At 47.8% G+C, this 13957-nt stretch carries 10 protein-coding genes and 1 pseudogene; 10 read left to right on the forward strand and 1 reads right to left on the reverse strand.

The window, feature by feature from the left end; translation table 11 throughout:
- Window positions 1–8 precede the first annotated feature (8 nt).
- The 9 genes and pseudogenes from R3187_RS18815 to R3187_RS15110 form a co-directional block, all read left to right on the forward strand.
- A pseudogene (locus tag R3187_RS18815) lies at window positions 9–719 on the forward strand (PAS domain-containing protein); the annotation flags it as partial.
- Entirely contained in the window at window positions 705–1868 is a 1164-nt protein-coding gene (locus tag R3187_RS18820; RefSeq protein WP_413229033.1) for a sensor histidine kinase, read from the forward strand. The pseudogene R3187_RS18815 and the gene R3187_RS18820, both read left to right, overlap by 15 nt.
- Window positions 1869–1886: 18 nt before the next feature.
- Window positions 1887–3512, forward strand: coding sequence for a diguanylate cyclase (locus tag R3187_RS15080; protein WP_318967884.1), 1626 nt, complete (start codon window positions 1887–1889; stop codon window positions 3510–3512).
- Window positions 3513–3647: 135 nt separating this feature from the next.
- A complete protein-coding gene (gene dnaK / locus R3187_RS15085; RefSeq protein ID WP_318967885.1) occupies window positions 3648–5561 on the forward strand; it encodes a molecular chaperone DnaK in 1914 nt (637 codons plus the stop codon).
- 58 nt (window positions 5562–5619) lie between these two features.
- Window positions 5620–6768, forward strand: coding sequence for a molecular chaperone DnaJ (dnaJ, locus tag R3187_RS15090; protein ID WP_318967886.1), 1149 nt, complete (start codon window positions 5620–5622; stop codon window positions 6766–6768).
- 99 nt (window positions 6769–6867) lie between these two features.
- Window positions 6868–7668, forward strand: coding sequence for a M48 family metallopeptidase (locus tag R3187_RS15095; RefSeq protein ID WP_318967887.1), 801 nt, complete (start codon window positions 6868–6870; stop codon window positions 7666–7668).
- A 173-nt stretch (window positions 7669–7841) separates the two neighbouring features.
- Window positions 7842–8441: a hypothetical protein gene (locus R3187_RS15100; RefSeq protein WP_318967888.1), complete on the forward strand. Its 600-nt coding sequence runs from the start codon at window positions 7842–7844 to the stop codon at window positions 8439–8441.
- Window positions 8442–8624: 183 nt separating this feature from the next.
- The gene (locus R3187_RS15105) at window positions 8625–9488 is read left to right on the forward strand and encodes an HprK-related kinase A (protein ID WP_318967889.1); all 864 of its coding nucleotides are present in this window, start codon (window positions 8625–8627) and stop codon (window positions 9486–9488) included.
- A complete protein-coding gene (locus R3187_RS15110; RefSeq protein WP_318967890.1) occupies window positions 9482–10540 on the forward strand; it encodes a nucleotidyltransferase family protein in 1059 nt (352 codons plus the stop codon). The genes R3187_RS15105 and R3187_RS15110 overlap by 7 nt, the downstream gene beginning before the upstream one ends.
- A 17-nt stretch (window positions 10541–10557) precedes the next feature.
- Here R3187_RS15110 and R3187_RS15115 read toward each other — a convergent pair whose 3' ends face one another.
- Window positions 10558–11895, reverse strand: a complete 1338-nt coding sequence (locus R3187_RS15115) for a Na+/H+ antiporter NhaC family protein (RefSeq protein WP_318967891.1) — start codon at window positions 11893–11895, stop codon at window positions 10558–10560.
- Between the two features lie 168 nt (window positions 11896–12063).
- On the opposite strand from R3187_RS15115, the gene R3187_RS15120 reads away from it, so the two are divergent.
- Window positions 12064–13935, forward strand: coding sequence for an MFS transporter (locus R3187_RS15120; protein ID WP_318967892.1), 1872 nt, complete (start codon window positions 12064–12066; stop codon window positions 13933–13935).
- The last annotated feature ends 22 nt before the right edge of the window (window positions 13936–13957 follow it).

Raw genomic sequence — 13957 nt, forward strand, 5'->3', positions numbered from 1 at the left:
GTGAGCTGATGTATCGCTCTGTGCTGGAAGGCACCCGCATAGGTACCTGGCAGTGGAATGTGCAAACCGGAGAAACGGTATTTAATGAGCGCTGGGCTGATATTGTCGGTTATACCTTAGATGAGCTGGCACCAATTGATATTAATACCTGGCTTGGCCTGGCCCATCCTGATGATTTGCCAGAGTCTGGTCGTTTATTAGAGCAGCATTTTGCGGGGCAGTTACCCTTTTACGATTGTAAATGCCGCATGAAGCATAAAAACGGCCATTGGGTATGGGTGCATGACCGTGGCAGGGTCATCAGCTGGACAGAAGATGGTAAGCCACTGATGATGTTCGGTACCCATGCCGATATTACTGAACAAAAAGAGGCAGAGCTTGAGTTAAAATCCAGCCGGGACCACTTTCAAAACTTATTAGCCAACATACCGGGTATGGTTTACCAGTATCAGCAATGGCCGGATGGTCATGTAGCGTTTCCGTATGCCAGTAGCAACATTCAGAAAATTTATGGTGTATCTTCTGAGCAGGTTAAGCAAGACGCGACGTTTCTGTTCGATAAAATTCATAAAGACGACCTCGCGGACCTGGCAAATAGTATTGAAAAATCTGCACAAAACTTAACAATTTGGGAGCATCAGTATCGGGTATGCCAGGACAAGCACCAGCACAGTTGGTTGTCTGGTCGTGCTACGCCAGAGCGTATGCCAGATGGCAGTACGGTATGGCATGGCTATATTGAGGATATTACCACCATTAAACAGTATTATCTGGAGTTGGAACGCCTTAACAAGGAATACAAGCTTAGCCAACAACGGCTGGAAATGGCCAGCGAAACGGCATCAATTGGTTTTTGGCAAGCGTCGCTAATTACAGGCGAGCTGTGGTGGTCACCGGTAATTTATAAGATTTTTGGTTTTGATGAAAATATCACACCAAGTGTTGCCTTGTTCAAAAGTACGTTACACCCGGATGACAGGGCAGTGGTAGCGGCCAGTGAACAGCGTTCTCTGGAAAGCGGCCTGCATGATGTGGTGCATCGGATCATTCGTCCGGATGGCAGTATTCGCTGGGTTCATGAACTGGCGAGGTTGTTGCCACAAGACGAAAATCCTGACCAAATCCTGGTCGGCTCGGTGCAGGATGTGACGGAGCAGATGCAACTACAACAAATGAAAGATGCTTTTATTTCGACCGTCAGCCATGAGTTAAGAACGCCATTAACCGCCATTAAAGGTGCACTTGCTTTGCTTAATTCGGGCAAATTGGGGCACGTGCCTGAGAAAATGCTGAAATTAATGCATGTCGCCGATAGCAATAGTGAACGGTTGGCTCAGCTGATAAATGATTTACTGGATGTAGAGAAACTCGCTGCAGGTAAAATGCCATTTGATATCCAGTCACTTGCGGCGCAGGCTGAGTTACAGCAAGCAGTAGACAATTTACAACCATTTGCCAACCAGCATCATGTTGTTATTGAACTGCAACCAATAACCGAACGGCTAATGGTTCAGGCTGATTCGTTGCGCTTACAGCAGGTATTAACTAATTTACTATCGAACGCCATTAAATTTTCGCCACCAGATACTAAGGTTGCCGTTAGTATTAAGCGGCAGAATGCCGATGTGCTGTTTCATATTACTGATTATGGTTCCGGCATTCCTGCAGAGTTCCATAGCCAAATTTTTCAGCGCTTTGCTCAGGCAGATGGCTCAAACCAGCGCCAAAGCGGCGGCACCGGCTTAGGCCTGGCTATTTGCAAAGAGTTAGTACAACAAATGGGTGGTAGTATCGGCTTTAATTCAACACCAGGTAAAGGTACGACCTTTTACTTTGCACTGCCGGCAAAGCCAGTTACTATAAATTAAAAAGTAATGAAGTAATGTATGCCAACATCTAAAACTCAGGTTGATATCAGCGAGGCTTTTGGCCGGATACGGCAAAAGTTTGAACAAAGCTTACCGGAGCGGGCAGAGACCATGCTGGCATTGGCTTTAAGCCAAACCAAGGGTAATGAACTGGGCCAGCTTAAAGCCGAGGCGCATAAGTTGGCTGGCGCCTGCGGTACCTTTGGCTATGCAGAGCTAGGCAGACTGGCGCGACAAATTGAACAACGGGTTATTGATATCAGTTCATTATCAGCTGATATCCGTGCGTTAAAGATGCCAGAGCTTAATCAGCAGCTTTATCAGTTTAAACAAAGCGTTGCACAGGCGCTAAATTCCTCTGCTCCGGTTACTGAAGCCCAAATTAACAAAAGTAACGAACAGCGTCCCATTTGGCTGATGCTGAGTAATCAGCAATTATCAGACGAGTTAGTATCTCAACTAAAGGCGTTCGGCCATGCCGTTGTGCAGCTAACCGATTTTGAAAGTTGTTTGAAACGACTACAAACTGAGACACCAGCCTTGTTGTTCAGTGAAATACAACAAGCTGATGGAAGTGAGCTGTTTAAACAAAATTTTTTACTGAATTCTTTGCAACAGCAGCATTGCCGGTTGATGGTTTTTTCTGAGCAGGATGATTTTGCATTACGTATTAAAGCCGCGCAGCAACATGCGGATGATTTTTTTGTCTCACCACTAGATGTACCGAATATGATCAGCCGGATTGCCGAGCTGCTTGAGCAATCATCGGGTAGCAAAGGCCGGGTTTATATTGTCGATGATGACGGTATGCTGGCAGAGCATTATGCTTTGGTGCTAAATCGGATTGGCATTGAAACCGTCATTAACAAGCAACCAAAGATAATAGTAGAAGAGCTCATCAATTTTCAGCCTGATCTTATATTGATGGACATGTATATGCCGCACTACACCGGTGCTGAGTTAGCTGGTGTAATCAGACAGTATCCGCCATTACGCCGGCTACCTATTGTTTTTTTGTCGTCCGAGCAGAATAAAAATGTGCAGAACCGGGCGATGGAACACGGTGCTGATGATTTTATTACCAAGCCGATTAACGACACCCAACTGGCACAGGCTGTAAAAGTCAGATTAGCGCGCAGCATTCAAATTAAAACCCTGATTGAGAAAGACAACTTGACCGGTTTAATTAAACACAGTGCTATTAAAGATCTGGCCGAGCTGGAATTCGAAAGAGCACAGCGCACCGCTAAACCACTTAGCATTGTTATGCTGGATATTGATCACTTTAAGAAAGTTAATGATACCTATGGCCATGCCACTGGCGATGTGGTGATCACCGCTCTGGCAACCTTACTGAAAAAGCGCATTCGTAAAACCGATCGGGCCGGGCGTTATGGTGGTGAGGAGTTTATGCTGGTATTACCCGATTGCGATGCCGCTCAGGCCCGCGAATTAACCAGGCAAATATTAGCCAGTTTTGCTGTGTTGCATTTTAATACCGCCAATGAACAATTCAGCTGTACTTTTTCCGCTGGTGTGGCGTCAAGCAGCGATAAAAACTACAACAATGCCGAACAATTAATCATCGGTGCCGATGATGCCCTATACAAGGCTAAACATGCCGGCCGTGACCAGGTGTGTTAATTATTATGGCCTATTCAGTATAACAACCGCTTATTCTAAAAATTTTTAACGAATAACCTTGAATCGATCAGGGCTAATCCCCACTAATCAGTCAACGCAATTTTTAATTGTTCAGAATATAAGTGGAGAGCAGTTATGGGTAGAATAATCGGTATTGACTTGGGTACAACCAATTCATGTGTTGCTGTGTTAGATGGCGACAAACCTCGGGTATTAGAGAACGCAGAAGGCACGCGCACTACGCCTTCAATTATTGCTTATGCTGAAGATGGTGAAGTATTAGTAGGTCAGCCGGCAAAACGTCAGGCAGTCACTAATCCTAAAAATACCCTGTATGCAATTAAGCGTTTAATTGGTCGTCGCTTTGAAGACGAAGAAGTACAACGCGACATCAAAATTATGCCGTTTAAAATTGTTAAAGCGGATAATGGCGATGCCTGGGTTGAAGTAAAAGACAAAAAACTGGCTGCGCCGCAAATTTCAGCTGAAGTGCTGAAAAAAATGAAGAAAACTGCTGAAGATTTCTTAGGCGAAGCGGTTACTGCTGCGGTAATTACCGTACCCGCATATTTTAATGATGCGCAGCGTCAGGCAACGAAAGATGCCGGTCGGATTGCTGGTTTAGATGTTAAGCGGATTATCAACGAGCCAACGGCTGCGGCACTGGCTTATGGTATGGATAAAAAGAAAGGCGACACCAAGATTGCAGTCTATGACTTAGGTGGCGGTACTTTCGATATCTCTATTATTGAAATTGATGACGTTGACGGCGAGCAAACCTTTGAAGTGTTATCGACTAATGGTGATACTCACTTAGGTGGTGAAGACTTCGATAACCGGGTAATCAACTATCTGGTAGAAGAATTCAAGAAAGAGCAGGGCATGGACCTGCGCAACGATCCACTGGCAATGCAGCGTTTAAAAGAAGCCGCTGAAAAAGCCAAGATTGAGCTGTCTTCAGCTTCGCAAACTGAAGTAAACCTGCCCTATATCACGGCAGATGCGTCAGGCCCGAAACACTTAAATATCAAAGTCACCCGCGCTAAGCTGGAGTCATTGGTTGAAGATTTAGTGCAGCGCACTTTAGAGCCGCTGAAAAAAGCCTTAGCCGATGCAGATTTAAGCGTTAGCGAGATTAACGAAATTATTCTGGTTGGCGGTCAGACCCGGATGCCTAAAGTACAGGAAGCAGTAACGGCTTTCTTTGGCAAAGAGCCGCGCAAAGATGTTAACCCGGATGAAGCGGTAGCAGTTGGTGCAGCGATTCAGGGTGCAGTACTGTCTGGTGATGTTAAAGACGTACTGTTACTGGATGTTACGCCGTTGTCGCTGGGTATTGAAACCATGGGTAGCGTGATGACTGCGCTGATTGAGAAAAACACCACTATACCGACCAAGAAGTCGCAGGTATTCTCAACGGCTGATGATAATCAGGCTGCGGTAACTATTCACGTGTTACAGGGTGAGCGCAAGCGCGCCAGTGATAACAAATCACTGGGCCAGTTCAACCTGGAAGGTATTCGTCCGGGTCGTCGTGGCGAGCCACAAATTGAAGTAACCTTCGATTTGGATGCTGATGGTATCTTACATGTGTCGGCCAAAGATAAAGACACCGGTAAAGAGCAGAAGATCACCATTAAATCGTCTTCAGGTTTGTCGGAAGATGAAATTGCAGCAATGGTACGTGATGCTGAAGCCCATGCTGAAGAAGATAAAAAGTTTGAAGAGCTGGTGCAAACCCGTAATCAGGCTGATGCGATGGTGCATGCCACCCGTAAACAGCTGGAAGAAGTAGGTGACAGCTTAGCCAGTGATGACAAGGCGGCGATTGAAACAGCAATCAGCGAACTGGAAACGTCACTGAAAAGCAGCGACAAAGCAGAAATCGACGCCAAGTCGCAGGCATTAATTCAGGCTTCGCAAAAGCTAATGGAAGCGGCTCAGGCAAAAGCCCAGCAGGGCGGTGCCGATGCCGGCCAACAGCAGAACGCTGGTAATGACGATGTTGTTGACGCTGAGTTTGAAGAAGTTAAAGACGACAACAAATAATAAAAGCCCGGGCTGCAGCATGCTGCAGCCCTTTGACTGAGAAGTAAGCACTGAATTTATGTCAAAGCGTGACTACTATGAAGTATTGGGTGTCGCTAAAGGCGCCGATGATAAAGACATCAAAAAGGCTTATAAACGCCTCGCTATGAAATTTCACCCTGATCGTACTCAGGGTGATAAAGGCATGGAAGAGAAGTTTAAGGAAGTCCAGGAAGCCTATGAGGTTTTATCAGACGAGCAAAAACGCGCTGCCTATGATCGTTTTGGCCATGCCGGGGTAGATCCCAGTCGCGGTGGCGGCGGTGGTTATGGCGGTGGTGCCGGAGCCGGTGATTTTGGCGATATATTTGGTGACGTGTTCGGCGACATCTTTGGTGGTGGCGGCGGACGTCGCGGCCAGTCGCGGGCCCAGCGCGGCTCAGATTTGCGCTATAATCTGGAGCTAAATTTGGAAGAAGCAGTTAAAGGTAAGTCGGTCGATATTAAAGTGCCAACTTATGTTAACTGTGACAGCTGTGATGGTTCCGGTGCTAAAAAAGGCACCTCAGCGAAAAGTTGCCCAACCTGTCACGGTGCCGGCCAGGTAACGATGCGCCAGGGCTTCTTTGCGGTGCAGCAAACCTGCCCAACCTGTAGTGGTCGCGGTAAAATCATTCCTGAACCTTGCAGCAAATGTCATGGCGAAGGCCGGGTAGAAAAAACCAAGACCTTATCGGTGAAAATTCCTGCGGGTGTCGACACCGGCGATCGGATCCGATTAACCGGTGAAGGTGAAGCCGGCATGCATGGCGCCCCTGCCGGTGACTTGTATGTGCAGGTAAATGTAAAGCCACATCCGATTTTCCAGCGCGATGGTAACAACCTGTACTGTGACGTGCCGTTGAGTTTTGCCACTGCGGCACTGGGCGGTGAGATTGCTGTACCCACGCTGGATGGCCGGATCAAACTGAAAATTCCGGCCGAGACCCAAACCGAAAAAATGTTCCGTTTGCGAGGCAAAGGGGTGCAGTCGGTGCGTGGCGGTGGCGTCGGAGATTTGGTTTGTAAGGTGGTAATTGAAACCCCGGTTAACCTTAGCGACAAGCAAAAAGAATTGTTGCGACAGCTTGACGAAAGTATGGCTGGAGAGAGCGAAGCAAAACATCGGCCAAAATCAAAAGGTTTTTTTGACGGTGTTAAAAAATTCTTCGACGATTTAACCGGTTAACTATACTAAAAACCACCTTCGGGTGGTTTTTTTTTCAACTACCGATACAATTGACAACATAGGTACAATTGCTGACCTTGCATTAATAAGGATTTTGATATGTTGAAAAAGTTTTCACTGGCTGCAGTAGCCTCACTCGTTATCGTAGCGTGCGCGCAATCGCCTACCGGCCGTAATCAGATTATGCTGTTTGATGATAAACAGCTAAGCGCAATGGGCGAGCAAACGTTTGAAACGATGAAAGCTGAGACGCCGATCAGTAACGATGTCAGAACCAATGATTATGTGCAATGTATTGCCAATGCCTTACTTCGCGTTACGCCGGAAGAATATCTGACCAAAGCCTGGGAGGTGGTGGTGTTCGACAGTGAGCAGGTTAATGCCTTTGCACTGCCCGGTGGTAATATCGGGGTTTATACCGGCTTATTGAAAGTCGCTGAGAATCAGGAGCAACTGGCTGCGGTAATCGGCCATGAAATTGCCCATGTTATGGCTAGCCATAGTAACGAGCGTTTATCCACCAATCAGTTTATTCAGTCGGCACTGGCGCTGGGTGATGCCGGAACCAAAGCTTATGGTGTTAAGTATCAGCAGGAAATTATGACTGCGCTGGGATTGGGAGCACAGCTTGGCGTAACCTTACCTTTTAGCCGGACTCATGAATCTGAAGCCGATGTTATTGGCCTGGATTTAATGGCTAAGGCCGGCTTTGAGCCACGCCAGGCTGTGAATTTATGGCAGAATATGGCAGCGGCCAGCAGCAACAACACCCCACAGTTTTTGTCCAGCCACCCGGCACCCGAAAACCGGATAGCGGAGCTACGCGCCAGAATGCCGGAAGCGATGGCGACCTTTAATGAGCGGAAAAAAGCCGGACGATTGCCGGCTTGTCGCCAATAGCGGTTACGTAACGTAAATGCTGACGTCAGTTTAATTTACAATATCAAGTTTTACTGATGTAGTTTCTGTAGCAAACCTATTAATTTCAGGTTATTACAGGCTTGGATTGAAATTTGCATGTTTGACCAAAAGAAAGCTTCAGCTGAAACATCAGGACAAGGGTGACACAGTCTATGGACAATAAGGATATTAAAACAACGAATAGCCGCCGTAAGTTTTTAGTGCGGGCAGGTATGGGCTCGTTGCCGGTGCTAATGGCTCTTAAAAGCAAAGGAGCATGGGGTTACAGTACCCAAAACTGTAACCTGAGCGCATCAATGTCGCAAATGCAGTCCGTACAGGCAGAGCAGTTTGAAACCTGTACTGCATCATTTCATTCTCATGGCGCTGCTAAAGATTATTTTAAACTGAAAAAAAATGGTAGCGAGAGAGTAGGTTATTTTCATTCTCTCTCCGACGCTTACCACAATGGTGATATGTTTACAGGCTCATATGCTGGTACTCCAGTTAATGAAAATACCATGTTCAGCACTATTTTTACTAGCGGTGGCTTTGATGGGACTCTTGCTGAGGCTCTGGTACTAAATGGGCCGTACGATTTAATTCGTAATATTACAGCAGTGTTCTTACATTCTATGTTCTACCGGGCTGCAGCTATATATCCTGAACCTGAAGCTTTTGTTCAGGCATATAACAATGCTGTCATTACTGGCGAAACACAACAATTGAAAAATGTATTGACGATGTATATTGATAATGAGTATGAAGATTAGTATTGACGAAGTTTCTGCCTTCAATTCGTACACTTCTTGGTTATCGGAAACCAGACAGTTGATAAGCGAACAACAACACATTGTTCGCTTTGTTTTTTCTGCTGATGATTCTGCAGCTTCTTTTGACACGATAAGTTATGCTACCGCCAAGAGCCTAGCGGAAGAACAACTTAAGTTGGAGTAATGTTGTCGCTTTTTGCCTTATATGCCTCTCCTTTTACCGTGCAAATTGCTACTGACAGCCCAACGCTATTTAGTGATTTATCCCGGTTATACCCAGAGCAAGTACTGCGACCCGATCCCAGTCCTGCGCATATCTATGATTTTCATATCGATTATAAAAGACGCTTTAGCGGCAAAAGCCGGCCTTACCATTTTCGAACCGGTACTGAGCATTTTCGGATGGCCGATGCCCATCAACTCATTCCGACCTTTGAGTGGGGGCTCAACTGGTGTGTCTCAGCCTATCAGCAGCAATATCTGGCTATTCATGCTGCAGTGCTGGAAAAGGATGGCAATGCGTTGATTATGCCTGCCCCTCCGGGTAGTGGCAAAAGTACCTTATGCGCGCTGCTGATGCTAAGAGGCTGGCGTTTGTTGTCGGACGAAATGTGCCTGATTGATCCGGCGAATGGCCAGTTGCAACCTTATGTGCGGCCCGTCAGTTTAAAAAACGCTTCAATTGACGTTATTCAGCAGCATCAACCCGGGGTGGAAGTATTTCATCGTACCCCAGACACTGAAAAAGGCACTGTCGCCTATTTACGACCCACTGATTTAAGCTGGCAGCAACTGAATACTCAGGCAAAGCCAGCCTGGATCCTATTTCCGGCGTATCAGGCTGACGCAGCAGAGCCGGTAGCGTTGTTTACTATGCCCAAGGCTGATACCTTGCTTTATCTGGCGCAAAACAGCTTTAATTACGCAGTTTTCGCTGCAGAGGGTTTTAATTTATTAAGTCAGTTGGTAGAAAACACCGAGAGCTTCCGCCTGGAATATAATGATACCAGGCAAATGCTGGAATTACTGGAGCAGGTGCTATGTTAGTGCCACTGTTAATTCAGTGCTTTCGAGACCCAAAGCAATTTCTGGCCAAAGCCAGCGCCGCCTGCTGGACTGATTTGCTGCAGCAGGCACGGAGTCTGGGGTTAACGGCGCAGCTGAAAGCGCTGTTTGAACGACATAGTATGCTGGACGAGTTACCGGAGACAGTACAAAAACACTGTGCCTGGGGCTGGCGTTATTATCAGAAGCAGCGAGCCAGTTTATTTTACGAATTAATGCAACTTGAACCTACATTGGCCCAGACCAATTATCCTTGCTTATTGCTTAAAGGCGCAGCCTATCAGGCGCTTGGCCTGGCAGTAAGTGAAGGCCGACTCTATTCTGATATTGATTTGCTGGTAAGCCGGTCGCAGCTGGCGGATTGCAAAGCTAAGTTATTTTTTGCCGGTTTTTTTGAACCTGCCATGTCGGCATACGACAAACATTTTTACCTGGAACTGTCGCATGAAAACCCGCCGCTTTATCATGTGAAACGTGGTACGGCGCTGGATTTACATTTTGCCCTGTTTCCGTTGGCAGGCCATAAAAATCTCGCCACAGAGCAGGTTTTTGCCAGTGCCAGCCCACTCGAGGGATCCTGTTTTCAGGTGCCCAGTCTGAGTTATTTATATATTCATGCTGCTATTCATTTTTTCTGGCAGGAAGAACGGCATAAGTTAATTAAAGATTTAATTGATTTGGATCTGCTGTATACCCAGTTAGCTGAAAAGCAGTTGCTGCAGCAGCTATTGAACGACAGCGAGCAGTTTGGCGCGCTGGAACCGGTTGTCAATACACTGCTGCTGGTTGAAAAGCTGTTTAACCGCAAGTTGCCAGCAGAGATTGCCAGCCAACTTGTTAATAGCCATGAGCGCCGGGATTTAGCCCGGGCCTTACTGCTCAGGCAACTGCAAACAGGGACAATAGCAACATTAGCTGGCGCATTATGGTACCTGCGGGGGTACCGGCATAAAATGCACTGGCGGGCATTGCTGCGCCATGTCTGGGTTAAAAGCAGCCTGATGCTCCGGCAGCGCCGGCAGAGCGCCAGTTGACAGCATCTGAGCTCTGTTTATGCCGTTTCAGGGTCAGCTGCGTTAAAATCGGCCTGGCGCAGTAAAATAACGAAGCTGGCAATTACCAGTAAAATCAGGCAGTAAAAGCTGTTCATCACTACCTGCCAGGGCGAGATGCCAAAGCTGGCACCCAGCAACAGCGCCTGCGCCCCATAAGGCACCAGTCCCTGACTGATACAAGCAAAAATATCCAGTAGACTGGCGCTACGCCGTGGCGTGATCTGGTGTTGCTGCGCTAAATCTTTAGCGACATCGCCGGTCAGCACGATAGCAACTGTATTATTGGCAATACACAGGTTGCTGCTAAAGGCCAGCGCCGCTATTGCCAGCTGCTGCGCTTTATTGCCCGCCAGTTTCAGCTTGCCGGTCAGGCGCTGAATTTGGGCAGAAATCCAGCTTAAGCCCCCCTGCTGTTTAATAAACTCACTTAAACCGCTGACCAGCATCGCCAGCAGAAAAATCTCCTGGACGCTGGCAAAGCCTGTGGCAATATCTTTACCTAGGCCGGCGAGCTGATAGTCTGCAAAAATGCTGCCTTGTATTGCGGCCAGCACAATGCCCAGTAGCAGTACTAAAAATACGTTTAAGCCCATCACGGCCAGCACTAAAATAGCGGCGTAAGGCAGCACGCCAGTCCAGCTGAAATCAGCGGCAGCGACCGGAGCCGTAGCGCTGGTCAGAAATGAGTACAGCAGCAGTGTCAGAACCGCAGCGGGCAGGGAAATTTTAATATTTTCTTTAAATTTATCTGCCATTCTGGCGCCCTGGGTACGGGTCGAGGCGATGGTGGTGTCTGAGATAATTGATAAATTATCGCCAAACATCGCTCCACTTAGCAGCACCCCTGCTACCAGTGCCGGGTCCAGGTTAGCCTGGGTCGCCAAGCCTGCAGCGATAGGCGCCAGGGCGCCGATGGTGCCCATCGAGGTGCCCATGGCGGTGGAGATTAAAGCTGCAATAATAAATAAGCCTGGTAACAGCCAGGCGCTCGGGACGATACTCAGGCCGGCATTTACCGCGGCATCCACGCCGCCGGTGACAGTGGCTACGCTGGCAAAGGCACCGGCAAGCAAATAAATAAGACACATGGTGATAATATTATGGTTACCGGCACCTTTAATCAGCACGTCAATGGATTGCTGCAGCGGCGCCCGATGCAACCAGATAGCCAGCATCAGCGCCGGTATAATCGCCACATGGCCAGGCAGCTGATAAAAAGCATACTCGACAGCCTGTGCCTGAAAATATAAACCACTGCCTAAAAACAGCAGAATAAACAGCCCCAGCGGGATTAATGAGCGTTTAGCGCCCGGCGGGCTAACAGGATTTACCATAGGGATATCTCTCCAAAAATGGGCTGCGAACTATATAGATGGCCAGACGTCCTGTCAATATTTGCAGTAACTGCTGGCATCTGACCGCTAACTTAGGGTATTTTGGTAAAAAAACCTACCGTTTTCAGTGCTGTTTTAGCCTAAACAGCGTTCACCACAGGTGTTAGCATGTCAGAGCGTAAAATTATTAAAAGTCGTCGCTTTTTACCTTTTTTCTTAACTCAGGCGCTGGGGGCCTTTAACGACAACGTATTTAAAAACTCCCTGATGTTAATACTGACATTTACTGCCGCTCAGGCCTTGCCCTGGAGTACCGACGTGACGATGAACCTGGCTGCAGGCTTATTTATTTTGCCGTTTCTGCTGTTCTCGGCCACGGCCGGCACCCTGGCCGACAGCATGTGTAAAAGCAGGCTTATCCGGGTACTGAAGCTCACCGAAATTATCCTGATGGCAGCTGCTGCCGTTGCCTTCTTTTTCCAGCAATATCTGGTACTGCTGGGGTTATTGTTTCTGATGGGCAGCCAGTCAGCGTTTTTTGGTCCGGTAAAATACGCCATATTGCCGCAGTTACTGGATGACAAGGAATTACTGGCAGGTAATGCCTGGGTGGAAATGGGCACTTTTATTGCGATATTACTGGGCACCATTGTCGGTGGCCTGGTTGTCGGGGTGGCGCATGCTTCATTATGGATTGGCGCTATGGTGATTGTGTTTGCAGTGCTTGGTTATCTCAGCAGCCGGGCCATTCCCGCTGTCGGTAAGATAGATAATGCTGAGCGTTTTCGTTTCGCGCCCCTTAAGCAAACCTTGCAGACCATTAAAATCAGTTACGCTAACCGCACCTTATATCTGGCCATAATGGCGATCAGCTGGTTCTGGTTTCTGGGGGCCAGCTATTTAACCCAGTTCCCCAATTTTACCAAAACGGTGCTGGCCGGCGACAATACGGTGGTCACGGCATTGCTGGTTGCGTTTTCGGTTGGGGTGGGGCTGGGTTCCATGCTGTGCGAGCGTTTATCGGGTAACCGGGTGGAGCTTGGCATAGTGCCACTGGGTTCTCTTGGCTTAACAGTATTTGGTTGCAGTTTATATGTCAGCACACCGCAATTTATCTCAGGCGAGCTACTTAATCTAAGTGCATTTTTGCAATCAGGATACGGCTGGTGGGTGCTGTTTAACCTTACGCTAATTGGCGTTTCCGGCGGTCTGTTTATCGTGCCCTTGTATGCGTTATTGCAAAAAAGGGCACAGCCTGACCAGCGGGCCAGAATGATTGCGGCCAATAATATTTTTAATGCGCTTTTTATGGTGGCGAGCGCGGTGGCTGCAGTCGTGTTTTTAGCCGTGCTGGGATTATCGATACCGGAGTATTTTTTAATTCTGGCCGTTATGAATGCGGTGGTTGCTTTATATGTTTACAGTCAGGTACCGGAATTTGCCCTGCGGTTTGTGATTTATCTGCTCAGCCACACCCTGTACCGGGTTAAAAGTCAGGGGCTGGATAATATTCCCGATGAAGGTGCCGCAGTATTGGTAGCAAATCATGTCAGCTATGTTGATGCGCTGCTGATCGCCGGGGCGGTGCGCCGGCCGGTACGCTTTGTTATGGAAAAAGCGATTTATGATTTGCCGGTAGCGAACTGGTTATTCCGGGCAGCCCGCACTATTCCTATCTGCAGCAAACAAAAAGATGAGCAGGTATATGAAGCGGCCTTTGCAGCGATAAAGCGTGAACTGGCTGAAGGCAATCTGGTCTGTATTTTTCCGGAAGGCCGGCTGACCAAAAACGGCGATATTGATAATTTCCGGCCCGGTATCGAACGTATTGTTGCTGAAAGTCCGGTACCGGTGGTGCCCATGGCGCTGCAGGGTTTATGGGGATCGTTTTTCAGTCATCACGGCAAAGGCGCTTTTAAGCTAAAAGGCCGATTGTGGTCTAAAATTAGCCTGCACGCCAGCAACGCAATACCAGCATCTGCCGTAAGTGCGGCAGTACTGGAGCAAAAAGTGCGGTTATTGCGTGGTGATGCAGTCTGAAATATTTCGCAGGCAATCAATA

The organism is Arsukibacterium sp. (assembly GCF_033721375.1).
Lineage (GTDB): Bacteria > Pseudomonadota > Gammaproteobacteria > Enterobacterales > Alteromonadaceae > Alishewanella.